Annotated in this window: 24 protein-coding genes; 7 read left to right on the top strand and 17 right to left on the bottom strand. The window is 61.0% G+C overall.

Features of this window, described 5'->3' with window-relative positions; all coding sequences use genetic code 11:
* Positions 1–18: 18 nt before the first annotated feature.
* The 3 genes from R3355_RS08665 to R3355_RS08655 are packed head-to-tail and all read right to left on the bottom strand — an operon-like array spanning position 19 to position 3,204.
* Positions 19–1,263, bottom strand: a complete 1,245-nt coding sequence (locus R3355_RS08665; RefSeq protein ID WP_318960856.1) for a lipoprotein-releasing ABC transporter permease subunit — start codon at positions 1,261–1,263, stop codon at positions 19–21.
* Complete coding sequence (gene lolD, locus R3355_RS08660) at positions 1,263–1,946, bottom strand: lipoprotein-releasing ABC transporter ATP-binding protein LolD (RefSeq protein WP_318949228.1); 684 nt, start codon at positions 1,944–1,946, stop codon at positions 1,263–1,265. The genes R3355_RS08665 and lolD overlap by 1 nt, the downstream gene beginning before the upstream one ends.
* A gap of 7 nt (positions 1,947–1,953) precedes the next feature.
* Positions 1,954–3,204 (bottom strand): lipoprotein-releasing ABC transporter permease subunit, encoded by a 1,251-nt coding sequence (locus tag R3355_RS08655; protein WP_318949217.1) that lies wholly within the window; start codon positions 3,202–3,204, stop codon positions 1,954–1,956.
* A 95-nt stretch (positions 3,205–3,299) separates the two neighbouring features.
* Here R3355_RS08655 and R3355_RS08650 point away from each other — a divergent pair, with 95 nt between their 5' ends.
* From R3355_RS08650 to R3355_RS08640, 3 genes are read left to right on the top strand one after another with little or no spacing between them, the layout of a single operon-like run.
* The gene (locus tag R3355_RS08650; protein ID WP_318960855.1) at positions 3,300–3,878 is read left to right on the top strand and encodes a PilZ domain-containing protein; all 579 of its coding nucleotides are present in this window, start codon (positions 3,300–3,302) and stop codon (positions 3,876–3,878) included.
* 13 nt (positions 3,879–3,891) lie between these two features.
* Complete coding sequence (locus R3355_RS08645) at positions 3,892–4,194, top strand: phosphodiesterase (RefSeq protein ID WP_318960854.1); 303 nt, start codon at positions 3,892–3,894, stop codon at positions 4,192–4,194.
* On the top strand, positions 4,191–4,913 hold the full coding sequence (locus tag R3355_RS08640; protein WP_318960853.1) for a glycerophosphodiester phosphodiesterase: 723 nt from the start codon (positions 4,191–4,193) through the stop codon (positions 4,911–4,913). The genes R3355_RS08645 and R3355_RS08640 overlap by 4 nt, the downstream gene beginning before the upstream one ends.
* A gap of 190 nt (positions 4,914–5,103) precedes the next feature.
* Here R3355_RS08640 and sthA read toward each other — a convergent pair whose 3' ends face one another.
* From sthA to R3355_RS08595, 9 genes are all read right to left on the bottom strand, one after another.
* Positions 5,104–6,498 carry a Si-specific NAD(P)(+) transhydrogenase gene (gene sthA / locus R3355_RS08635; RefSeq protein WP_318949221.1) on the bottom strand — a complete coding sequence of 465 codons (1,395 nt, stop codon included), beginning with the start codon at positions 6,496–6,498 and terminating at the stop codon, positions 5,104–5,106.
* 126 nt (positions 6,499–6,624) lie between these two features.
* Positions 6,625–6,852, bottom strand: coding sequence for a (Na+)-NQR maturation NqrM (gene nqrM / locus R3355_RS08630; RefSeq protein WP_318949222.1), 228 nt, complete (start codon positions 6,850–6,852; stop codon positions 6,625–6,627).
* On the bottom strand, positions 6,849–7,874 hold the full coding sequence (locus tag R3355_RS08625; RefSeq protein ID WP_318960852.1) for an FAD:protein FMN transferase: 1,026 nt from the start codon (positions 7,872–7,874) through the stop codon (positions 6,849–6,851). Before R3355_RS08625 ends, nqrM begins: the two co-directional genes overlap by 4 nt.
* A gap of 2 nt (positions 7,875–7,876) precedes the next feature.
* Complete coding sequence (gene nqrF / locus R3355_RS08620; RefSeq protein WP_318949224.1) at positions 7,877–9,103, bottom strand: NADH:ubiquinone reductase (Na(+)-transporting) subunit F; 1,227 nt, start codon at positions 9,101–9,103, stop codon at positions 7,877–7,879.
* A gap of 15 nt (positions 9,104–9,118) precedes the next feature.
* Positions 9,119–9,727: an NADH:ubiquinone reductase (Na(+)-transporting) subunit E gene (gene nqrE / locus R3355_RS08615; RefSeq protein ID WP_318949225.1), complete on the bottom strand. Its 609-nt coding sequence runs from the start codon at positions 9,725–9,727 to the stop codon at positions 9,119–9,121.
* Positions 9,727–10,401, bottom strand: coding sequence for an NADH:ubiquinone reductase (Na(+)-transporting) subunit D (locus R3355_RS08610; RefSeq protein WP_318960851.1), 675 nt, complete (start codon positions 10,399–10,401; stop codon positions 9,727–9,729). Before R3355_RS08610 ends, nqrE begins: the two co-directional genes overlap by 1 nt.
* Entirely contained in the window at positions 10,398–11,186 is a 789-nt protein-coding gene (locus R3355_RS08605; RefSeq protein WP_318951219.1) for a Na(+)-translocating NADH-quinone reductase subunit C, read from the bottom strand. Before R3355_RS08605 ends, R3355_RS08610 begins: the two co-directional genes overlap by 4 nt.
* Positions 11,179–12,390 carry an NADH:ubiquinone reductase (Na(+)-transporting) subunit B gene (locus R3355_RS08600; RefSeq protein WP_318960850.1) on the bottom strand — a complete coding sequence of 404 codons (1,212 nt, stop codon included), beginning with the start codon at positions 12,388–12,390 and terminating at the stop codon, positions 11,179–11,181. Before R3355_RS08600 ends, R3355_RS08605 begins: the two co-directional genes overlap by 8 nt.
* Positions 12,391–12,393: 3 nt before the next feature.
* Positions 12,394–13,731: a Na(+)-translocating NADH-quinone reductase subunit A gene (locus R3355_RS08595; protein WP_318960849.1), complete on the bottom strand. Its 1,338-nt coding sequence runs from the start codon at positions 13,729–13,731 to the stop codon at positions 12,394–12,396.
* 273 nt (positions 13,732–14,004) lie between these two features.
* Here R3355_RS08595 and R3355_RS08590 point away from each other — a divergent pair, with 273 nt between their 5' ends.
* Entirely contained in the window at positions 14,005–14,565 is a 561-nt protein-coding gene (locus R3355_RS08590; protein WP_318960848.1) for a chalcone isomerase family protein, read from the top strand.
* 155 nt (positions 14,566–14,720) lie between these two features.
* Here the strand turns inward: R3355_RS08590 and R3355_RS08585 are convergent, their stop codons facing one another.
* On the bottom strand, positions 14,721–16,187 hold the full coding sequence (locus tag R3355_RS08585; protein ID WP_318960847.1) for a glyceraldehyde-3-phosphate dehydrogenase: 1,467 nt from the start codon (positions 16,185–16,187) through the stop codon (positions 14,721–14,723).
* A gap of 134 nt (positions 16,188–16,321) precedes the next feature.
* Here R3355_RS08585 and mfd point away from each other — a divergent pair, with 134 nt between their 5' ends.
* Positions 16,322–19,759 (top strand): transcription-repair coupling factor, encoded by a 3,438-nt coding sequence (mfd, locus tag R3355_RS08580; RefSeq protein ID WP_318960846.1) that lies wholly within the window; start codon positions 16,322–16,324, stop codon positions 19,757–19,759.
* Positions 19,760–19,771: 12 nt separating this feature from the next.
* On the top strand, positions 19,772–20,311 hold the full coding sequence (locus R3355_RS08575; RefSeq protein WP_318960845.1) for a CsiV family protein: 540 nt from the start codon (positions 19,772–19,774) through the stop codon (positions 20,309–20,311).
* Between the two features lie 78 nt (positions 20,312–20,389).
* Here R3355_RS08575 and R3355_RS08570 read toward each other — a convergent pair whose 3' ends face one another.
* From R3355_RS08570 to R3355_RS08555, 4 genes are all read right to left on the bottom strand, one after another.
* A complete protein-coding gene (locus tag R3355_RS08570) occupies positions 20,390–21,127 on the bottom strand; it encodes an S-methyl-5'-thioinosine phosphorylase (protein ID WP_318960844.1) in 738 nt (245 codons plus the stop codon).
* A 10-nt stretch (positions 21,128–21,137) separates the two neighbouring features.
* Positions 21,138–22,136 (bottom strand): beta-N-acetylhexosaminidase, encoded by a 999-nt coding sequence (gene nagZ / locus R3355_RS08565; protein WP_318960885.1) that lies wholly within the window; start codon positions 22,134–22,136, stop codon positions 21,138–21,140.
* Positions 22,137–22,161: 25 nt separating this feature from the next.
* Entirely contained in the window at positions 22,162–22,683 is a 522-nt protein-coding gene (locus tag R3355_RS08560) for a L,D-transpeptidase (protein ID WP_318960843.1), read from the bottom strand.
* A 100-nt stretch (positions 22,684–22,783) separates the two neighbouring features.
* Positions 22,784–23,491, bottom strand: a complete 708-nt coding sequence (locus R3355_RS08555; protein WP_318960842.1) for a TetR/AcrR family transcriptional regulator — start codon at positions 23,489–23,491, stop codon at positions 22,784–22,786.
* Positions 23,492–23,762: 271 nt separating this feature from the next.
* Between R3355_RS08555 and lexA the strand changes: the two genes are divergently transcribed.
* Positions 23,763–24,371 carry a transcriptional repressor LexA gene (gene lexA, locus R3355_RS08550; RefSeq protein ID WP_318960841.1) on the top strand — a complete coding sequence of 203 codons (609 nt, stop codon included), beginning with the start codon at positions 23,763–23,765 and terminating at the stop codon, positions 24,369–24,371.
* The last annotated feature ends 5 nt before the right edge of the window (positions 24,372–24,376 follow it).

The raw sequence follows: 24,376 nt of genomic DNA, 5'->3' as shown, positions 1-24,376 counted from the left end.
GCTTTCAGAGAGACTAGCTCATTCGTAGCGCAAGGCTTCCGCCGGCTGGATACCCGCCGCACGCCAAGAGGGATAGAGGGTCGCGAGAAAACTCAGGGCAAAGGCCGCGCCGCAGATCAGCAGCACATCGGCAAGCAGCAATTCGGACGGCAGGTTGCTGATGAAGTAGACATCCGAGCTGAGTACCTGCTGACCGCTGAGACGCTCGATCCAGCCGACCAACTGGCTGACATTCAGCGCCGCCACGATGCCCAGCGCGGCGCCAATCAGCGTGCCGACCACCCCGATCACCGTGCCCTGCACCATGAAGATGCCCATGATCTGCCCAGGGGTCGCGCCCAGGGTACGCAGGATGGCGATATCCGCCCCCTTGTCGGCGACCACCATGATCAAGGTGGCAATGATATTGAAGGCAGCCACCGCCACGATCAGCAGCAACAGCAAGCCGATCATGGTCTTTTCCATCTTCATGGCACTGAACAGACTGCCCTGGGTCAGCGTCCAGTCGCTGGCTCGATAGCCCTCGCCCAGCTCGTTGACGATGGCAGCCGACACCTGCGGCGCCTGATACAAATCCTGCAATTTCAAGCGCACACCGGGCACCTGGCCAGGCTGCAAGCGCTGGATCTGCGCAGCATCGGCGACATGCAGCAGGGCCAGCGAGCCGTCCAGCTCGGCACCGACCTTGAACACCCCGACCACATTGACCGCCTGCATCCGCGGCGTGATGCCACCGGGCACCGAACTGGCCTCGGGCACGATCAGCGCCAAGCGGTCGCCGAGCTTCAGTTGAAAGCGCCGGGCGGTGATTTCGCCGATCACCACACCGAACTCACCGGCCTGCAGATCGCCCAGACGACCCTGGGTCATGTGCTCGGCAATGATCGATACCTGCGACTCCAGCGCGGGATCGATGCCCTGCAACTGAATCGGCTGCATCGCGCCGCGGTAGGACAGCATGCCTTCCAGCTCGGCAAAGGGCACGGCGGCCAACACTTGCGGATTGCGCTTGGCAGCCGCGGCCACCGCCTGCCAATCGTCCAGCGGCTGGTCCCCGAAGATCGCCGCATGCGGCACCATGCCAAGGATCCGCGAGCTCATTTCCTTCTGAAAACCATTCATCACCGACAGCACCACGATCATTGCCAATACGCCCAGGGCGAGGCCGATCATCGAAGTCAGGGAGATAAAGGAAATGAAATGGTTGCGCCGCTTGGCGCGGGTGTAGCGGGTACCGATGTACAGACTCAGAGGGCGAAACATCAGGCGGCCACCAACTTGCCGTCTTCCAGGCGCAGGATACGATCCATCTGCTGAGCCAGTTCCAGGTCGTGGGTCACCACCAGGAAGGCAGTGCGCGACGCGCTGCTCAATTCCCGCATGAGATCCTGAATGCCCTGGGCGGTGTGATGATCGAGGTTGCCGGTAGGCTCATCGAGCAGCACCAGCCCCGGTCGATTGACCAGGGCCCGGGCAATGGCCACGCGCTGGCGCTCGCCACCGGACAGCTCCGCCGGCTTGTGCGCCAGGCGATGGCCGAGCCCGACCCGTTCGAGCAGCGCAGTCGCCCGCTGACGCGCCTCGGCAATCGGCGTGCGCCCGATCAGCAGTGGCATGCAGACGTTTTCCAGCGCCGTGAACTCCGGCAACAGGTGATGGAACTGATAGACGAAACCCAGCGAGCGGTTGCGCAGCAGACCACGCGCCTTCTCGCTCAGCGCCGACAGCTCCTCGCCCGCCAGCCAGACGCTGCCGGTACTGGGCGTATCCAGACCACCGAGCATATTCAGCAAGGTGCTCTTGCCCGAGCCCGAACTACCGACTATCGCCACCCGCTCGCCGGGGTGCAGTTCCAGCTGCAGGCCTTCCAGCACCACCACCGACTGCGGACCTTCCTCGTAGCTTTTGCCAAGATTGCGGCAACTCAACACAGCACTCTCTTGCATAACCTGATCACTCATAACGCAGTGCCTCCGCGGGCTGGGTGCGCGCCGCGCGCCAGGCCGGATAAAGGGTGGCGAGAAAACTCAGAACCAGCGCAGCGGCGCAGACCAGCAGTACATCCGCGAGCATCAGTTGCGATGGCAGGTAGTCGATGAAATAGACGTCGGCGTTGAGAAAGCGCATGCCCAGGGCACGCTCCAGCGCCGCGATACCGGCACTGACATTGAGTGCCGCGAAGATCCCCAGCAGCGCGCCGATAAGGGTGCCAACCACGCCGATCACCGTACCCTGGACCATGAAGATGGCCATGATTTGCCCAGGCGTAGCACCGAGGGTGCGCAGGATGGCGATGTCGCCCTTCTTGTCCGTCACCACCATGACCAGCGTCGAGATGATGTTGAACGCGGCGACTGCGACTATCAGCAGCAGCAGCAGGCCGATCATGGCCTTCTCCATGCGGATCGCCTGATACAGGTTGCCGTGGGTGCGGGTCCAGTCGCGGGCGTAATATTCACGCTCGCCCAGGGACTGGGCCAACTCCCAGGCCGTGCGCGGCGCCTGGAACAGATCGGCGACTTTCAGGCGGATGCCCTGTACCTGACCCGCCTGGCGGCGCTGCAAGCGCGCCAGATCCTGCACATGGGTCATTGCCACGTAGCCATCGATCTCCCCGGCGCCGACATGAAAGATGCCCACCACAGTGAAACGCTTGAGCCGCGGAAACATGCCCGCCGGCGTTACTGTGACTTCGGGCGCGACAAAGGTGATCTTCTCGCCCAGGCTCACGCCCAGCTTGGCGGCGGCCTTGTCGCCGATGACGATGCCAAAGGCGCCGGCTTCGAGGTCTTGCAAGCGGCCTTGCTGGAAGAAATCGCCAATGATAGAAACCTTCGCTTCCTCGAGCGGATCGACGGCGTTGATCAATACCTTCTGCACCTTGCCCTCATGCGTGAGCAAGCCCTGCATCTGGCTGAATGGCGCGACGGCCAACACCTGCGGGTTCTCCAGCGCCTGGTCGGCGAGGCTGCGCCAATCATCGATGGGGGTCGCCGACTCGACGGTGGCATGGGGCACCATGCCGAGCACGCGGGTGCGCATCTCATGATCGAAGCCGTTCATCACCGACAGCACCACAATCATCACAAGCACACCGAGTGCCAGCCCGATCATCGAGGTCAGGGAAATAAAGGAGACGAAGTGATTGCGGCGTTTGGCGCGTGTGTAACGCGTACCTATATATACGAACAGGGGTCTGAACATGTCGGGGGCTGATTCGAGGGAAAGAGGAACGTCCTTGTGGCGGGGCCCGGCCAGCGGCCTTACACTCAGACCACTACTGCTGCCATGGGTTCGCCATGTCGATTCAAGATGAAGATGACCGCCGCGAATACTATCGTATCGACGATACGATCGCACTGGAATTCACCCCCCTGTCGGAAGCAGATGCGCTGGCCAGCGACGAACTTCACGACAGCTCGCCGCTGTTCAATCTGCTCAGTGAATTGCACCTGCTGGACTTCGAGTCACAGCACCTGTTGCGCCATATAAGCGAGCGCGACCGCACCCTGGCCAACTATCTGAAGGTGATCAACAAGCGCATCGACCTGCTCGGCCAGGCCGTCGCCCAGAGCCTGTTGCGCGACATCGGCACACCGCGGCGGGTCTGCCTGTCCGAGGGCGGCGTGAGCTTCATCAGCAGCCAAAACCTGGCCATCGACAGCCATCTGGCGATCAAGATAGTCCTGATGCCGCAGGCACTCGGCCTGCTGTTGCGGGCCAAGGTGATTCACTGCCAGGCGCTCAACGAACAACAGTTCGAGATCGGCACCGAGTTTGAAGCCTTGACCGACGCCCAGCGCCAGTTGCTGGCCCGGCATATCCTCCAGCGCCAAGCCCTGGAGCGCCGCCAGGCCCGTGAACAGCCCCAGCCTTAATGACGAGAAGCCCATGCCACGCCTTTTTCTGGCCCTGATCCTGTGCCTGCCGTTTGGCGCTAACGCCGACACCCTGCTGATCCCCGTCGGCCAGCAAGGCGCCACTACCGTTCAACTGCCCCTGCGCGGCGAATCGCGGCGCTCGGTGCTGGAGCGTTTCGGCCTGGCCGATGAAGAACACCGCGCGGTCGGCAACCCACCGATTAGCCGCTGGGATTACCGCGAGTTCAGCGTGTACTTCGAGTTCGACCATGTGATCAACAGCGTGCGCCACCATCAGCCGCGCACCAGCGACTCTGCGAAGGAGCAACCGTGACCCTGATCTACGGCCACCGCGGCGCCAAAGGCGAAGCACCGGAAAACACCCTGACCAGCTTCCAGCAGTGTCTGGAGCATGGTGCGCGCCGCTGCGAACTGGACCTGCACCAGTCACGCGACGGCGAGTTGATGGTGATTCATGACCCGACCCTGAAACGCACCACCGGCCATCGCGGCAAGGTGGTCGAACACGACGCCGCTGACCTGGTGCGCTATGACGCCCGCAAAGGAGGACCCGGCTGGAAAACCCCCTGCCCGATTCCCCGCCTGGCCGAACTGTTCGAAAAGTGCGCCTTCGAGCACTGGCAACTTGAAGTCAAGAGCGCCTCCAAAGCCCGCGCGGCGAAGATGGTCGAAGCGATTGCCGAGCTGACCGCGCGCTATGACCTGACCGATCAAGTCACGGTCACCTCGAGCTCACGGGAAGTACTGAGTGCCCTCAAGCGGCTGGCACCGCAGCTTGCTCGTGGCCTGGTGGCGGAATACGCCTGGCTCGACCCGCTGAAAGTGGCCCAGCACTATGGCTGTAACCTGCTGGCGTTGAACTGGACCCTGTGCACCCCGGAACGCCTGCTGAAAGCACAGAAAGCCGGCTTGCATGTCTCGGTCTGGACGGTCAACGAACCGGCACTGATGCGCCGACTCGCCGATTTCGGTGTGGACAGCCTGATTACCGACTTTCCCGGTTTGGCGGTGCAAACCCTGGGCAGCACGTAGGGTCTACCCGGCCCGCCCCACCCTTGCACTCGACTATTGCCCCCTACAAGGCAGGCAATAAAAAACCGGCCACACAAGGCCGGTTTTTTATTGCTGCCTGGTCAGAAACTCTCCCGGTTCGGCCAGCGCCACGCCGAGGAGTCACTGAACGGATCTTCCCCGACCGGCTCAGGCCACCGGTCGGAGCCGTTCAAAAAAGCCGGTTGAGGCCGTCGAACGCCGCCACCCGATAGGCTTCGGCCATGGTCGGGTAGTTGAAGGTGGTGTTGACGAAGTACTTGAGGCTGTTGGCCTCACCCTTCTGGTTCATGATCGCCTGGCCGATGTGCACGATCTCCGAAGCCTGATAACCGAAGCAATGCACGCCGAGTACCTCGAGCGTCTCGCGGTGGAACAGGATCTTCAGCATGCCCACCGGCTCGTTGGAGATCTGCGCCCGCGCCATGCTCTTGAAGAACGCCTTGCCCACTTCGTAAGGAATCTTGGCTTGGGTCAGCTCGCGCTCGTTCTTGCCGATCGAGCTGATCTCCGGGATGGTGTAGATACCGGTCGGGACATCGTCGACGAAACGCCAGCTGTCGTTCTCGACGATATTGCCCGCGGCCGAACGCCCCTGGTCGTAGGCCGCACTGGCCAGACTCGGCCAACCGATCACGTCACCCGCGGCGAAGATATTCGACACTTCGGTGCGGTAATTCTGGTCGACCTCGATCTGCCCACGACTGTTGACCTTGATGCCGATGTTTTCCAGGCCCAGCTGGTCGGTGTTGCCGGTCCGGCCGTTACACCAGAGCAAGGCGTCGGCCTTGATCTTCTTGCCCGACTTGAGATGCAGAACCACCCCGTTATCCACACCTTCGATGCTCTCGTACTCTTCGTTGTGACGAATCAGTACGTTGCTGTTGCGCAGGTGATAGCTGAGCGCATCGGAAATTTCCGCATCGAGGAAGCTCAGCAATTGGTCACGATTGTCGATCAGATCGACCAGCACACCGAGACCGCTGAAAATAGACGCATATTCGCAACCGATGACCCCGGCCCCATAGATAATCAGCCGCCGCGGCGTGTGGCTGAGGGTCAAAATGGTGTCGCTCTCGTACACCCGCGGATGGTTAAAATCGACATCCGCCGGACGATAGGGGCGCGAGCCGGTAGCAATGATGACCTGCTTGGCCACCAACTTTTCCACCACGCCATTGGCGCAGACCACCTCGATGGTCTGCTCATCGGCAAAGCTGCCCGTGCCGAAGAACAGGTCGATGCGATTGCGCGCGTAGTAACCGGTGCGCGAGGCCACCTGCTTGGTGATCACCCGCTCGGCACTTTTCAGCACATCGGGGAAGGAAAACCAGCGCGGTTCGCCGATCTGACGAAACATCGGGTTGGTATTGAATTGCATGATCTGGCGCACCGAATGGCGCAACGCCTTGGACGGGATGGTGCCCAGGTGGGTGCAGTTGCCACCGACCTCGCGACGGCTATCGACCACCGCCACCTTGCGCCCCGCCTTGGCGGCGTTCATTGCCGCGCCCTCGCCCGCCGGGCCCGAACCCAACACCACTACGTCGTAGTTGTAGACCGCCATGTTTACTCCTTCAGATCACACCGGAGCACTTATGGCGCACTCTCGGCAGGGCCAGCGCTGCATCTGGGCAGCCTGGCTATCAATACGTGTTCGACACAGCCTGACATGCCGGCCGGCGAATGGCGATTAGCGCTTGGTCGCGTCGTAGGCCAGTGCACTGGTGCCGGCCTGCGGCGCGCTGTTGACCTCTTCGCACTTCTCGCGGCTACCGCCGCAAATCGAGCACTCTTTCTCGATACCCAGATTGGCGATGCCACCACAGGAACCGGCAATCGGTTTACGCCCCATGATCACGCCAACTGCCATCAACGACACCACCAACAGCATGGTGAAAAATACGATCAACCAAATCATTGCTCTTCTCCTGCAGCGAACAGCTGCTCGAAAGCCATGGTACTCCGTGTGACGAAGCCCTCGCCCTCACGGGTCACGAAAAACGCGGCGATGCCGGCCTGCTCGGCGTAGGTCAAACCTCGCTCCGGCCCCAGCACCATCAACACTGTAGACAAGCCATCGGCGCGTAAGGTCGACGGATCGGCGACCGTCACCGCAGCCAGCGTATGAGTGATGGGCGCACCGGTTTGCGGATCGAGCGTATGCGAGTAGCGCACGCCGTTTTCCTCGAAATAATTACGGTAATCACCCGAGGTGGAAATGCCATAACCATCCAGCTGCAGAACCTTCTGTGCCACCCGCTGATCATCGCGCGGCGCCTCGATGGCGATGCGCCAGGGCTGCCCGTCCGGCTTCTTGCCCGCGCCCTTGAGCTCTCCGGTAACATCCACCAGGTAACTGCCGACACCCAACTCGGCCAGGCGACCGACGATTCTTTCGACCGTATAACCCGCGGCGATACTGTTGAGATCCAGTTGCAGATCGACATCCTTGCACAGCTGCTGCCCCTCTATGCGCAGGTGCCGATAGCCACTACGCAGTCGCGCCTCGGCCAGTTGCTCGGCGCTCGGCACACGCTCGACCCGCGCCTGTGGACCGAAGCCCCACAGATCGAGCAACGGCTCGAGGGTCGGATCGAAAGCACCGCCACTTTCCCGGGCCAGTTGCAGCCCCGTGCGCACAACTTCGAGCATCCCAGCGGGAACCGTCATACAGCTGCCCGCCGGCGCCCGGTTGAACGCCGAGATGACGGAGTCCTCGCGGTAGGTGGACATCTGCTGATCGACTTCGGCCAGGATCGCCTCGGTCTCGGCCTTGAGGGTTAGCGCATCGGCGACACCCTCACCGGTGACATATTTGACCGAGTAGGTGCTGCCCATGGTCGGGCCACCGAACTCTTCGACCTGCTCAGAATGCAAACAGCCCGTTAGAGCTGCCGCAAAAGCGACAGCGATAACGGGCTGGAATATCGCAAACGTCATGCTTAGCCGCCGAAGTCGTCGAGCAGGATATTCTCCTCCTCCACACCCAGGTCGACCAGCATCTTGATCACGGCAGCGTTCATCATCGGCGGGCCACACATGTAGAACTCGCAATCTTCCGGAGCCGGATGCTCCTTCAGGTAGTTCTCGAACAGCACGTTGTGGATAAAGCCTTTCATCCCGGTCCAGTTGTCTTCCGGCAGCGGGTCGGACAACGCCAGGTGCCACTTGAAGTTGGGGTTCTCCGCCTGCAGCTGGTCGTACTCTTCGACGTAGAAGGCTTCACGCATGGAGCGCGCGCCGTACCAGAAGCTGATCTTGCGCGTCGACTTCAGGCGCTTGAGCTGGTCGAAGATGTGCGAACGCATCGGCGCCATGCCGGCACCACCGCCGACGAAGACCATCTCGGCATCGGTCTCCTTGGCGAAGAACTCGCCGAACGGACCGTAGACGTCGATCTTGTCACCCGGCTTGAGACTGAACACATAGGAGCTCATCTTGCCCGGCGGCAGATCGTCCTTGCCCGGCGGCGGCGAAGCGATACGGATATTGAACTTCACCAGACCGACTTCTTCCGGGTAGTTGGCCATGGAGTAGGCACGAATCACCGTCTCCTCGACCTTGGACACGTACTTCCACTGGTTGAACTTGTCCCAATCGCCGCGATATTCCTCCTGGATATCGAAGTCCTTGTAATGCACCTCGTGCGGCGGACATTCCAGCTGTACATAGCCGCCGGCGCGGAAGTCGACGTTCTCGCCTTCCGGCAATTTCAGCGTCAGCTCCTTGATGAAGGTGGCCACGTTCGGATTGGACAACACCGTACATTCCCACTTCTTCACGCCGAAAACTTCTTCCGGCACCTCGATCTTCATATCCTGCTTGACCGGGGTCTGGCAGGACAGGCGCCAGCCAGCCTTGGCTTCGCGGCGGGTGAAGGCGGCTTCTTCGGTCGGCAGCATTTCGCCGCCACCGCTTTCCACTAGACACTTGCACTGGGCGCAGGTACCGCCGCCACCACAGGCTGACGACAGAAAGATATTGTTGGCCGCCAGGGTCTGCAGCAACTTGCCACCGGCCGGCACCACAATGGTTTTTTCGCCATTGATCTCGATGCTCACGTCACCGCTGGAAACCAGCTTGGCGCGCGCAGCGATAATGATCAGCACCAACGCCAGCACAATGCCGGTGAACATGCCGATCGCGATGAAAATCTCGAAATTGATCATCTATTCATCCCTTCCTTACAACTGCACGCCGGAGAAGGACATGAAGCCCAGAGACATCAGACCGATGGTGATAAAGGTGATGCCCAGCCCCTGAAGACCCGCTGGCACGTCACTGTACTTGAGCTTCTCGCGAATCCCCGCCAGAGCGGCAATCGCCAACGCCCAGGAGACACCGGCACCGACACCATAGACGGTGCTTTCCGCCAGGTTGTAGTCGCGCTCAACCATGAACAGCGAGCCGCCCATGATCGCGCAGTTCACCGTGATCAACGGCAGAAACACCCCGAGCGCGTTGTACAGCGAGGGCACGTATTTATCCAGGGTCATCTCGAGGATCTGTACGATCGCCGCGATCACGCCGATAAAGGTCAGCAGGCCGAGGAAGCTGAGGTCGACTTGCGGATACCCCGCCCAGGCCAAGGCGCCGTCTTTAAGCAGATTGGTGTAGATCAGGTTGTTCACCGGCATGGTGATACCCAACACCACGACCACGGCAATGCCGAGGCCTATGGCGGTTTCGACCTTTTTCGAGATGGCGATGAAGGTACACATGCCGAGGAAGAACGCCAGGGCCATGTTCTCGACGAACACCGCTCGGACGAACAGGCTGATGTAGTGTTCCATTAGTAGGCCTCCTTGCTGGATACCTGAGGCGCCATCTTGAAGCTCGGCTTCTCGACCTGGTCTTTCTTCCAGGCGCGGATGCCCCAGATAAACAGGCCGATCAGGAAGAACGCCGAAGGTGGCAGCAGCAGCAAGCCGTTAGGCTGGTACCAGCCGCCGTCGTTGATCACCGGAATGATCTCGTAACCCATCAGTTTGCCGGCACCGAACAACTCACGAATGATGCCCAGAGCGATCAGCATGGCGCTGTAACCGAGACCGTTGCCGATACCGTCGAAGAACGACAGCACCGGCGGGTTCTGCATGGCGAAGGCTTCTGCACGGCCCATCACGATGCAGTTGGTGATGATCAGACCGACGAATACCGACAGCTGCTTGGACAGACTGAAGGCATAGGCCTTGAGCACCTGATCCACCACGATGACCAGGGACGCAATGATCACCATCTGCACGATCATGCGGATCGAGCCCGGGATCTGGCTGCGGATCATCGAAATGAACAGGTTGGAGAAACCGGTCACCAGAGTCAGCGCCGCAGACATCACCAGCGCGGTTTTCAGGTTCGAGGTCACCGCCAGGGCGGAGCAGATACCGAGGATCTGCAGGCCGATGGGGTTGTTATTGAAGATCGGATCCAGCAGTACTTGTTTGATCGTAGGTTGCGACATGATCAAGCCTCCCCTGCGCGCAGGTTCGCGATAAACGGACCGAAGCCATTCTGGCCGAGCCAGAACTTCAGCAGGTTGTCCACCCCTTTACTGGTCAGGGTAGCGCCCGCCAAGCCATCGACTTGGTGCTCAGCCTTGGGGCCTTGCGGGTCTACGCCGCCCTTGACGATTTCCACGGCCAGCTTGCCGCTGTCGTCGAACAGGGTTTTACCCGGCCACTGGCCTTTCCATTTCGGGTTATCCACTTCGCCGCCAAGACCCGGGGTCTCGCCATGCTGGTAGAAGCCCATGCCGACCACGGTGTTCAAGTCGCCTTTTACCGCGATGAAACCGTGCAGGGTCGACCACAGACCGTAGCCACGCACCGGCAGGATCAGGGTGTCGACCTGACCATCCTTCTCCACCACATAAACAGTGCTGAAACGTTCCTGGCGTTTGATCCCGGCGATGTCTTCACTGCCCGGCAGCACGCTGGAGAGCTTCGGATCCTTCGAGGCCTTCAACGGATCGAAGGTCACCGGGTCCTGGGCATCGGAGAACTTGCCGCTCTCCAAGTCGACCAGTTTGGCGCTGATAGTGCCTTTGAACAGCTCTTTGACTTCGCGCGCCGACATATTCGCCTCGCCCAGACCGGCGATCGCCAGAATGCTGCGCTGCTTATCCAACAGACGGTTGTCCAACTGGGTCGGCTTGAGCGCCACTGCGGCACCGGCGACGAACACCGAGCACACCAGGCAGACCAACAGGGCCACCGTCAGGGTGCGGGCGGTGGATTCTTTTTGACTAGACATTGCGTGCCAGCCTCCGCTTGATATTGGCTTGAACGACGAAGTGGTCGATCAGCGGTGCGAACAGGTTGGCGAACAGAATCGCCAGCATCATGCCTTCCGGGAACGCAGGGTTGACCACACGGATCAACACCACCATGACACCGATCAAGGCACCGAAAATCCACTTGCCGGTATTGGTCATGGACGCCGATACCGGATCGGTGGCCATAAAGAACATACCGAAGGCAAAGCCACCGACCACCAGATGCCAGTGCCAGGGCATGGCGAACATCGGATTGGTTGTCGAACCCAGGGCGTTGAACAGCAGGCTAAGGCCGACCATGCCCAACATCACCCCGGCGACGATGCGCCAGGAAGCGATCTTGGTGATCAACAGCACACCGCCGCCGATCAGGATCGCCAGGGTGCTGGTTTCACCCAGGGAGCCGTGAATGGTGCCGACGAAGGCGTCCATCCAGGTAATGCCCTGGCCAATCACGTTTTCGATCCCGCCGGACGCGGCCAGGCTCAGCGCAGTGGCACCGGCGAAGCCGTCGACCGCGGTCCAGACCGCATCGCCGGACATCTGCGCCGGGTAGGCGAAGAACAGGAAGGCACGGCCGGTCAGCGCCGGGTTGAGGAAGTTCTTGCCGGTACCGCCGAACACTTCCTTGCCGATCACCACACCGAAGCTGATGCCCAGGGCAACCTGCCACAGCGGAATGCTTGGCGGCAGAATCAGCGCGAACAACACCGAGGTAACGAAGAACCCTTCGTTGACTTCATGCTTGCGGATCGAGGCAAACAACACTTCCCAGAAACCGCCGACGATGAAGATCACGCCGTAAACCGGCAGGAACCATGCCGCACCCTGGACGAAGTTGTCCCACAGGCTATTGGGGTCGAAACCGGCAAAGGCGCTGATGAACGCGAAGTGCAAGCCTTCCTGACTCGCCAACAGCTCGGGGCTCTGGGCGAAAATCTGGTTGGCCTGGTAGCCGGTGTTCCACATACCGAAGAACATCGCCGGGAAGGTACAGACCCAGACGGTGATCATCATGCGCTTGAGGTCGATGCCGTCACGCACATGGGCGGTGGTTTTGGTCACGCTGCCGGGGCGATAGAAGAACGTATCGATGGCCTCGTACAAGGCATAGAACTTCTCGTACTTGCCGCCCTTCTCGAAGTTGTGCTCGATTTTATCGAGGAATGCACGAATACCCATGGGTTAACCCTCCTTTTCGATGCGGGCGAGGTTATCGCGCAGGATCGGGCCATATTCGTATTTGCCGGCACAGACATAGGTGCACAACGCCAGATCTTCTTCGTCGAGTTCCAGACAGCCCAGTTTCTGGGCCATCTCGGTGTCGCCAACGATCAGGTAGCGCAGCAATTGCGTCGGCAGAACGTCCAGCGGCATCACTTCCTCGTAGTTGCCGACCGGCACCATGGCGCGCGGGCTGCCATTGGTGGTGGTGGAGAAGGCGAACTTCTTCGCCGCCGACAGCTTGGAAACGAAGATATTCAGCACCGAATGCTTGTTCACCCCGGCCCGCAGGTAATGCAGCATCTCGCGGTCGTTACCTTCAGCCAGACACGACACCTGCAGGTGGTAACGCCCCAGGTAGGCAAAAGCGCCGTAGGCGGTACGTCCGCCCAGCACCGAACCGGAAACCACGCGGTTATAACCAGGCTGCAACTGACCGACGGTCAGCTCGTCCAGATTGGCACCCAGGCGAGTACGCAGCAGACGCGGTTGCTCGACCACCGGACCGGCCAGGGCAACTACGCGCTCGACCCATAACTGCCCGGTCGCGAATAGCTTGCCAACGGCAATAACGTCCTGATAGTTGATCGACCAGACACTCTTGCTGGCACTGACCGGATCGAGAAAGTGGATATGGGTGCCCGGCAGACCAGCCGGATGCGGACCGGCAAACGTCTCGGTCTGCACCTTGCTCAGTTGCTCCCCCGGCAGACTGCCGCCTTCGGCCTTGCACAGGAAGACCTTGGCCAGATTGCTCAACACCTTGAGACCGTTTTCGAAATCAGCGGCATATTCGCCGATGACCACGGCCGGATCGGCCGCCAACGGCTGGGTGTCCATGGCCGTGACGAAAATCGAGCTGGGCTGCGCGTCTACCGCAGGCACCTTGCTGAATGGACGAGTGCGCAACGCGGTCCAGAGACCGGACTGCTGCAGGTTTTCGCGAACCTGCACATCACTCAACCCGTCCAGCTGCGTCAACGGATAGCTGGCGAAGGTGACCTGCTCATCACCGTCCAGGTCGATCACCAGCGACTGCAGCACGCGCTTCTCGCCGCGATGAATAGCACTGACCACCCCGGCGCCCGGCGCAGTGTAATCAACCCCTGGCAACCTCTTATCGGAGAACAGTACCTGACCGAGTTTGACTCGATCGCCGACCTGCACCTGCATCGTCGGCTTCATGCCGTGATAATCGAAGCCGACGACGGCGACACTGCGTACCGGCCTTGCAGCCTCTATACGCTGCGCCGGCGCGCCTGTTATGGGCAAATCAAGCCCATGTTTCAATTTGATCATAGGTTTGCCTAACCACTGATTTATAAGCTTTTTTTAGAATACGGGCGGCATCTGGATGCTTAATAGCCATATCCACACCAATATTGCTATTGACGTGGATAATGATGCCGAGCGCGGGTAAAAAATCCGCTTGATTATAAAGACGCGCCCCTCAACTGACCACCCAAGCGCTTGCTTATTTTGGGTTTTCCGTAACAGGGCACAACAGTCCAAACTTGACTGGAATCATTGCACGGGTGCAATGACATGTACCCCGCTGCCCGGAGTCATTGCATGCACAAACTACTGGTGCTTAGCACCTTGCTCCTGTTCAGCCCCGCCCTGCTCGCCGACCCCGGCGAGCGTTTACGTGAGGCGAACTTCGCCGCCCAGGCGACCCTGGGGCAAGCCAGCCTGGAGCGCAAGAACCAAAGCGTTCTGCGCTACCTGTGGGTCGACGTCTACGCCGCCGCCCTCTATGCAGAACCCAAGGTCAGCGCCGCCCAGGCCCTTGACCGGCAACGCAGCAAACGCCTGGAACTCTATTACTTCCGAAAAATCCAGCGCGACGACGTAATCAAGGCCGCCTGGACCACGCTGAGCAGGCAACATGACACTGCCACGCTAGCGCGCCTGCGCAGCGACCTGGACGCCTTGCATGCAAGCTTCCAGGACATCGACCCGGGCGACCGCTACGCCCTCAACTACACCGCTGCCAGCGGGTTGAGCCTGGAACGCAACGGCAAGATCGCCTTTACCAGCACCGACCCGGAACTGGCCAGCGCCTACCTGGGCATCTGGCTGGCGCCCAACGGGCTGTCGGACAGCCTGCGCAGCGGCCTGCTCGACGACTGACCGACAAGCCTGGATAAAAAAAGCCCATGGGAGCCGAAGCTCTTCGCAGGAACAGGGGGGGTATTTTGGCCCGTTAGCCATTGCAGCAACCAATTGGGGCTTAGCCATAAAAAACGGGAGCCGAGGCTCCCGTTTTTTTCAATTGCCGCTAGCGCTTAGCGCGGAAAAGCCGGCGGATTGACTCCAACCATATCTTCCATGACGCGAACCACCTGACAGCTATAGCCAAACTCGTTGTCGTACCAAACGTACAGGACAACACGATTGTCATTGCAGATGGTCGCTTCGGCATCCACTACGCCGGCGTGACGCGAACCGACGAAGTCGGTGGAGACCACTTCCTGGGAATTGACGAAGTCGATCTGCTTGTGCAGATCCGAGTGCAGCGCCATGTAGCGCAGATACTCGTTCATCTCTTCGCGGGTTGCGGGCTTTTCCAGGTTCAGGTTGAGGATGGCCATGGACACGTTCGGCGTCGGCACGCGAATGGCGTTGCCGGTCAGCTTGCCCTTGAGCACCGGCAAGGCCTTGGCAGCAGCAGTGGCAGCCCCGGTCTCGGTGATCACCATGTTCAGCGCAGCACTACGGCCACGACGACTGCCCTTGTGGAAGTTGTCGATCAGGTTCTGATCGTTGGTGTACGAGTGCACGGTTTCGACGTGACCGTTGATGATGCCGTACTTGTCATTCACCGCCTTGAGCACCGGCACGATGGCGTTGGTGGTGCAGGAGGCCGCGGAAACAATCTTGTCGTCGGCGGTGATGTCGCCATGGTTGATGCCATGCACGATGTTCTTCAGCGCACCCTTGCCTGGAGCCGTCAGCACCACGCGATCGATGCCCGGACAGGCCAGATGCTGGCTCAAACCCTCGGCATCACGCCACACACCGGTGTTATCCACCAGCAGCGCGTTGTCGATGCCGTACTCGGTGTAATCCACTTCGCTGGGCGACTTGGCATAAATCACCTGGATCAGATTGCCATTGGCGGTGATGGTGTTGTTTTCCTCGTCGACGACGATGGTGCCGTCGAACGGACCGTGCACCGAGTCACGCCGCAACAGGCTGGCGCGCTTGTCCAGGTCGTTCTCTGCACCCTTGCGCACGACAATCGCACGCAGGCGCAGGCCATCACCACCACCGGTTTTCTCGATCAGGATGCGCGCCAGCAGACGGCCGATACGGCCGAAACCATAGAGCACCACATCGGTGCCCTTGCGGGCCACGACATTCTGCTGACCGGCTACCGGCTCCAGCTCGTCGCGCACGAACTGCTCGATGCTGCGGCCATTGGCCTCGTCCAGGTACTTGGCCATCATCCGGCCCAGATCCACGGAAGCAGCGCCCAGCTTGAGCTCGCTCATGGTCTTGAGCATTGGGAAAGTGTCATGCACCGACAGCTCGGCATCGCCATCCAGACGATGGCGGGCGTAGCGATGGGCTTTGAGAATCTGAATGACCGAACGGTTGATCAGGCTACGACCGTAGATCGAGGTGACTACGTTGTTGTTGCGGTAGAGTTGACCAATCAAGGGAATCATCGCTTCTGCGAGGGCTTCACGATCGATCCACTCACCGAGACACTGGTCGGGCTTCTGATTCACGGGCAGTACCTTCCACATGTAGGGGCTGAAAAAAGGGGCTACATTATGACGGCGTAGACAATCGCCGGCAATCTGCAACGGACGAAACACTGACAGCAACCAGCGCGGATAGTTACAATCGCGGGCCCTGTCGCCATGCCCGTGAGCCGCCCGTGTCCGTACTGCGTCTACCGTCCCTGCCCGCCACCGCCGGGAAACAGCACTGGGGCAACCTGCCCGGTGCCGCATTGAGCCTGGCGATTGCCGAAACTGCCAGCGCTGCCAAGCGCTTTACCCTGCTGCTGACTGCCGACAGCCAGAACGCCGAGCGCCTGCAGCAGGAACTGAGCTTTTTCGCCCCGGAGCTGCCGGTTCTGCATTTCCCCGACTGGGAAACCCTGCCCTACGACCTGTTTTCACCGCATCAGGACATCATCTCGCAGCGCATTGCCGCACTCTATCGCCTGCCAGAGCTGAAACATGGCGTTCTGGTAGTGCCAATCACCACCGCCCTACATCGCCTGGCCCCCAAGCGCTTCCTGCTCGGCAGCAGCCTGGTGCTGGACGCTGGCCAGAAGCTCGATGTCAACGACATGCGCACCCGCCTGGAAGCGGCGGGCTATCGCTGCGTCGACACGGTTTACGAACACGGCGAATTCGCCGTGCGCGGTGCCCTGATCGACCTGTTCCCGATGGGCAGTGACCAGCCGTATCGCATCGACTTGTTCGACGACGAGATCGAGACCCTGCGCACCTTCGACCCGGAAACCCAGCGTTCGATCGACAAGGTCGAGTCGATCAAGCTGCTGCCGGCCCGCGAATTTCCGCTGGAGAAAAAGGCCGTCAGCGATTTTCGCGGACGCTTTCGCGAACGCTTCGATGTCGACTTCCGCCGCTGCCCGATCTATCAGGACCTGTCCACCGGCATCACCCCGGCCGGCATCGAGTACTACCTGCCGCTGTTTTTCGAAGAAACCGCGACCCTGTTCGACTACCTGCCGCAGGACACTCAGGTATTTTCCCTGCCCGGCGTGGAAAAAGCCGCCGAGCACTTCTGGAACGATGCACGCAATCGCTATGAAGAGCGCCGGGTCGACCCCGAACGCCCACTGCTACCGCCGGCCGACATCTTCCTGCCGGTGGAAGACTGCTTCGCCCGCCTGAAAGACTGGCCACGGGTCGTCATCAGCCAGGAAGACATCGAACCGGGCGTCGGCCGCCAGCGCTTCAACGCACAACCCTTGCCCGACCTGGCGATCCAGGCCAAGGCCAGCGACCCCCTGGCCGCCCTGCGCCGCTTTATCGAAGAGTATCCGGGCCGCGTACTGTTCTGCGCCGAGTCCGCCGGGCGCCGCGAAGTACTGCTGGAACTGCTCGCCCGCCTCAAGCTAAAGCCCAGGGAAGTGGCCAGCTGGCCGGAATTCACCGCCAGCAAGGAGCGCCTGGGCATCACCATCGCCCCGCTCGACGACGGCCTGCTGCTCGACGACCTGGCCCTGATCGCCGAGAGCCCGCTGTTCGGTCAACGGGTGATGCAACGCCGCCGCCGCGAGAAGTCGCGCGACGGCGGCGACAACGTGATCAAGAACCTCACCGAACTGCGCGAAGGCGCGCCCGTGGTGCATATCGATCACGGCGTCGGTCGCTACCTGGGCCTGATCACCCTGGAAATCGACGGTCAGGCCGCCGAGTTCCTCGCCCTGATGTACGCCGAGGAAGCCAAGCTTTACGTTCCCGTGGCCAGCCTGCACCTGATCGCCCGCTACACCGGCAGCGACGACGCCCTGGCGCCGCTGCACCGCCTCGGCTCGGAAGCCTGGCAGAAAGCCAAGCGCAAGGCCGCCGAACAGGTGCGCGATGTGGCGGCCGAACTGCTCGACATCTATGCCCGCCGCGCCGCCCGCGAGGGCTATGCCTTCGCCGACCCGCAGCTCGACTACGTGACCTTCAGTGCCGGCTTCCCGTTCGAGGAAACCCCGGACCAGCAAACCGCCATCGATGCCGTGCGCGAGGACATGCTCTCGGCCAAGCCGATGGATCGCCTGATCTGCGGCGACGTCGGCTTCGGCAAGACCGAAGTGGCCATGCGCGCCGCCTTTATCGCCGTGCACAGCGGTCGCCAGGTCGCCGTACTGGTGCCGACCACCCTGCTCGCCCAACAGCACTACAACAGCTTTCGCGACCGCTTCGCCGACTGGCCGGTGAATGTCGAGGTGATGAGCCGCTTCAAGAGCACCAAGGAAGTCGCGAGCGCCATGCAGCAACTGAGCGAGGGCAAGGTCGACATCGTCATCGGCACCCACAAGCTGCTGCAGGGTGACGTCCAGTTCAACAACCTGGGCCTGGTGATCATCGACGAGGAACACCGTTTCGGCGTGCGCCAGAAGGAACAGCTCAAGGCCCTGCGCAGCGAGGTGGATATCCTCACCCTTACCGCCACACCAATTCCGCGCACCCTGAACATGGCCGTGGCGGGCATGCGCGACCTGTCGATCATTGCCACGCCGCCGGCGCGCCGCCTGTCGGTACGCACCTTCGTCATGGAGCAGAACAACCCGACCATCAAGGAAGCGCTGCTGCGCGAGCTGCTGCGCGGCGGCCAGGTCTATTACCTGCACAACGATGTGAAAACCATCGAGAAATGCGCCGCCGACCTCGCCGAACTGGTGCCGGAAGCGCGTATCGGCATCGGCCACGGGCAGATGCGCGAACGCGAGCTGGAACAGGTGATGGGCGATTTCTATCACAAGCGCTTCAACGTGCTGATCGCCTCGACCATCATCGAAACCGGCATCGACGTGCCCAGCGCCAACACCATCATCATCGAGCGCGCCGACAAGTTCGGCCTGGCCCAGCTGCACCAACTGCGCGGCCGGGTCGGCCGTAGCCACCACCAGGCCTACGCCTATCTGCTGACGCCGCCGCGCAAGCAGATGACCGACGACGCACAGAAGCGCCTCGAGGCCATCTCCGGCGCCCAGGACCTCGGCGCCGGCTTCCTCCTGGCCACCCACGACCTGGAGATCCGCGGTGCCGGCGAACTGCTCGGCGACGGCCAGAGCGGGCAGATCCAGGCGGTAGGCTTCACCCTCTATATGGAAATGCTCGAACGCGCGGCGAAATCCATCCGCAAGGGCGAGCAACCCAACCTTGATCAACCGCTGGGTGGCGGCCCGGAAATCAACCTGCGGGTAGCGGCGCTGATCCCGGAGGACTACCTGCCGGACGTGCATGCGCGACTGATCCTCTACAAGCGCATCGCCTCGGCTGCCGACGAAGACAGCCTGAACGAGCTGCAGGTGGAAATGATCGACCGCTTCGGCCTGCTGCCGGAACCGAGCAAGAATCTGGTGCGCCTGACCCTGCTGAAATTGCAGGCGGAAAAGCTTGGCATCAAAAAGGTCGACGCCGGCCCACAAGGCGGCCGCATCGAATTCGCCGCCGATACCTGTGTCGATCCCTTGACCCTGATCAAATTGATCCAGGGCGCGCCTGCCCGTTACAAGTTCGAAGGCGCCACACTGTTCAAATTCCAGGTGCCTATGGAGCGCCCGGAGCATCGATTCGACACCCTGGAAGCGCTATTCGAGCGCCTGACTCCCTCAGCCTAAAGGATTGACCCCATGCGCGCACTCCGCCCCCTGGTCTCGCTCTCGCTTATGTTGCTGTCACTACTGAGCACTAGCGCCGCCTTTGCCGAGGCCATGTACCAGGTTGAAGTGATCGTCTTCCGGCAAACAACCCAGCCACTTCCCGCCGCCCGCCCCGCCCCCGACGATTGGGCACAAGGTGCATTGCCGATCGACCCCAGTCAGGAACGCGCCACCACGCTAAACAATGAAGCGGGCAAACTCACCCCGGCTAACGGCTATAACGTACTGCTGCACAAAGCCTGGGCGCAGAACATTGGCGCCAGCCCGAGCCGAGTGGCGCTGAGCACCGGCAGCGAACAGTCCGGCCATTTCCCGGTCGAGGGCACCCTTGAGCTGAAACAGGATCGCCTTATCGACCTGAGCGCCAACCTGTGGGTTAATCGGTTCGATGACAGCGGTTGGCTCAGCAGCAGCGAACTGATCAAGCACAGCGTCCGCCTGCAGAGCGGCGAACTGACCTACCTCGATCACGGCAGCCTCGGGCTGCTGGTACGCATCAGCCCACTTTAAACGGTATGCATAGCGCCTTGCGCGGACAAAGAAAGGGTCGCGATAGCGACCCTCTTTATTCATTCACGGCCAATATGCTCAGCCGGCCAGCACATGGGCCAAGACGGCCTTGACCCGCCCCATGCCCTCGTCCAGGGCGCGCTCGATCGCGGCCATGGTAATCGATGCCGTGGATTTACCTGCCGCCGGGTTCACCACCAACGCCAGACAGGCATAAGGCAACGCCAGCTCGCGCGCCAGCACCGCCTCGGGCATGCCGGTCATGCCGACGATATCGCAACCGTCACGCTCCATTCGGGCGATCTCGGCAACCGTCTCCAGGCGCGGCCCCTGGGTGCAGCCATAGACCCCCTGAGCGCTGAAAGCGCAGCCCTCGGCAGACAGTGCCCCCGCCAGCTTTTCCCGCAACTCGGCATCGTAAGGGTGGCCGAAATCCACATGGGTGACATGCTCCAACTCACCCTCATAGAAGGTGTGCTCACGCCCCGAGGTGTAGTCGATGATCTGATGCGGCAGACAGAAATGTCCGGTGCCCATGGCCGCCTGAATGCCGCCGACAGCATTCACCGCAATAATCGCCTTGGCGCCCGACTGCCTGAGCGCCCAGAGGTTGGCGCGATAATTCACCTGATGCGGCGGAATCCGGTGCGGGTGACCGTGGCGAGCCAGGAACAGCACTTCACGCCCCGCATACTTGCCACGCAGCACCGGCGCCGAAGGGGAACCATAGGGCGTATCCAGATGCAGTGCTGCAGTAATGGTCAAACCATCCAGCTGGGTCAGGCCAGTACCGCCGATAATGGCGTAGACAGTCATCAAGCTCTCCTCAATCGATTAATTGCGCGGCGCGTAATGCACCCACTGCTTCCAGCCATCGCGGGCTCTGCCGGTATTCCGTACCCGGAAAAGCCTGGCGACGCATACGCGCCAAACCTGGCGGCGTAACAACCTGCAACCGCTGCAAGGCGCTCAGCGCCAACTCCGCAGCAGCACGATCATTACATACCAAGCCCATGTCGCAACCCGCGGTCAGCGCCGCCTCGATGCGACAAGCCGCGTCGCCCACCACGTGAGCACCGGCCATCGACAAATCATCGCTGAAAATCACCCCGGCGAACTGCAACTCACCACGTAGAATTTCCTGCAACCAGCGTCGCGAAAAACCGGCAGGCTGGTCATCTACCTGCGGGTAGATCACATGCGCCGGCATCACTGCGGCCAACTGCCGACTCAATTGCGCGAACGGCTGCAGGTCGCTGGCGCGGATCTGCTCAAGACTGCGCTCATCCACGGGAATCGCCACATGGGAGTCGGCCTCGGCCCAGCCATGCCCGGGAAAATGCTTTCCGGTCGCAGCCATACCAGCCGCGCCCATGCCGCGAATAAATGCAGCCGCCAGCTGCGTGGCGCGTTGCGCACCCGCCTCGAAAGCCCGGCTACCCACCACGGCACTGCGCTGATGATCCAGATCCAGCACCGGCGCAAAGCTCAGATCCAGCCCCACCGCCAATACTTCGGTGGCCATCAACCAGCCACAGTGTTCGGCCAAGACGTCGGCATTGGCGTTATCGGCAATCGCACGCATCGCCGGCAGACGCACAAAACCCTGACGCAGACGCTGCACCCGCCCCCCCTCCTGATCGACGGCCAGCAGCAGATCAGGACGTACCGAACGAATTGCGGCCGACAACTCACGTACCTGCCGCGGGTGTTCGATATTGCGCCCGAACAGGATCAAGCCAGCCACTTCGGGCTGGCGGAGAAGCTGCCGATCCTCGGCAGTCAGCCAGGTGCCGGCGATATCCAGCATCAACGAGCCTTGCATGGGTGAACTCACAGATAATCCTTAGCTAAAGTGATGCCGCCGCCCAGACCGGGCACGGCGCCTCGTCGATCTGTACGGCACATTGAACAGGGACGCGCGGGAACAGCACCAGCAGATCAGCATTGCGTAGCCGCACACAACCGTGGGAGCGCGGTACGCCCATGGGTTCAGTGTCGGGCGTGCCGTGCAGATAGATATAGCGGCGGAAGGTATCGACCTCTCCAAGTCGATTGCGCCCCAGCTCACAACCACTGAGCCAGATAATCCGCGTGAGAATCCAGTCACGATCGGGGAACTGCGCAGCCAGGGCCGGCGACCAGACCTCGCCCGTCCAGCGACGACCGCGCAATACCGCGCCCGAGGGCAAGCCTTCGCCGATCTTCGCCCGCACTCGATGCAAACCACGCGGCGTGCAGCCGGAGCCATTCAGCTCACCCGGCCCCTTGAGGGCGGTGGACACCGGCAGGCGCAGCAACAGCTGCCCGTCGGCAAAGCCGTACAGGCACTGATCAGCGAGAGAGAGATGCAGAAAATCGAGAGCACGCATGGGCGACTAGCTTAGCGGATCGGACTCGCCAAGCCCACTAGGGTCTGTTGCCGTTTCGTTCGCGGCTCGCGAGGAAACGGCAACAGACCCTGGAGTGGCATCAAACCTTGGCGGGTATGCCGGCGTTCTTGACGCGCGGCTTGAGCTGAGCAGCGGCCAGGGCCTCATCGGTCACACCGCTTTCCGAACGCATGCCAGCCGCCAGGAACGGCACCATCATGCGCATGACCTGCTCGATCGACGTATCCACCCCGAAGTCGGTCTCGGCCATCGCGCGCAACGCCTTGATTCCGGACATGCTGAAAGCCGCAGCGCCGAGCATGAAATGCACCCGCCAGAACAACTCCAGCGGCGGGATACGCGGCGCGGCCTCATGCACCAGAAGCATGTAACGGCGGAAGACCTTGCCGTACACCTCTTCCAGATACTTGCGCAGGTGGCCCTGACTCTGACTGAAAGCCAAACCCAGCAGACGCATGAATATCGACAGATCATTGCCACTGCGCGGCTTCACGGCCAATGCCTGATCCACCAGCAACTCAAGCAACTCCTCAAGGCTGACCTTCACCTCCTGCTTGGTCTGTCGACGATCGAGCTCGCGCTCGAGGCTGCTGCAGAAAGGACCGAGAAACCGCGAAAAAACTGCCTGGATCAGCGCTTTTTTCGACCCAAAATGATAGTTCACCGCCGCCAGGTTGACCCCGGCCTTACTGGTGATCAGCCGCAATGAAGTTTCCGCGAATCCTTTCTCAGCGAACAACTGCTCCGCCGCATCGAGAATGCGTTCAACGGTTTCCGACTGAGCCATGACTATCCACCTGACAAACACTTGTTTGAAACATACGTTTCGGCCTACTGTCTTGTCAAGTCACGCGAGCCATTTTATGGCCGGACAGTCATGTATAGAGCAAAAATCACCCGTATCTGCGCAGGTGCACATGCTTGCCCTCCCCCTCCAGTAATCCGCAGTCAAGAGGAAACAGCAAGCGGCGATTTTTGGCCAAGAAAACAAAGGAAGATTGCCAACCCCGAATCACTGTATATAATCACAGTCACTGGATAAAAAGACAGAGCCCGACATGCTGAAACTGACGCCACGCCAAGCTGAAATTCTCGCCTTCATCAAGCAATGCCTTGACGACAACGGCTACCCGCCAACCCGTGCGGAAATCGCCCAGGCACTTGGCTTCAAGTCACCCAATGCCGCCGAGGAACATCTCAAGGCCCTGGCCCGCAAAGGGGCCATCGAAATGACGCCCGGGGCATCACGCGGCATTCGCATTCCTGGCTACGAACCCAGCAACGGGGAAGAGGGTTTACCCGTGATCGGTCGTGTCGCCGCCGGCGCGCCCATTCTAGCGCAACAGAATATTGAAGACTCATGCCGAATCAACCCCGAGTTCTTCCACCCCAGGGCCGACTACCTGCTGCGCGTGCGCGGCATGAGCATGAAGGACATTGGCATACTCGACGGCGACCTGCTGGCCGTGCATACCACCCGCGAAGCACACAACGGGCAAGTAGTGGTGGCCCGCATCGATGACGAAGTGACGGTCAAGCGCTTCAAGCGCGAAGGCAACAAGGTCTGGTTGATTGCCGAAAACCCTGAGTTCGCCCCCATCGAAGTCAATCTGGAAGAGCAGGAGTTGATCATCGAAGGCTTGAGTGTCGGCGTTATCCGCCGCTAGAGGAG

Origin of the sequence: Pseudomonas sp. (genome assembly GCF_033723075.1) — a bacterium.
Taxonomy (GTDB): domain Bacteria; phylum Pseudomonadota; class Gammaproteobacteria; order Pseudomonadales; family Pseudomonadaceae; genus Aquipseudomonas.
The sequence above is the reverse complement of the archived record's forward strand: the minus strand, read 5'-3'. Positions and strand labels throughout refer to the sequence as shown.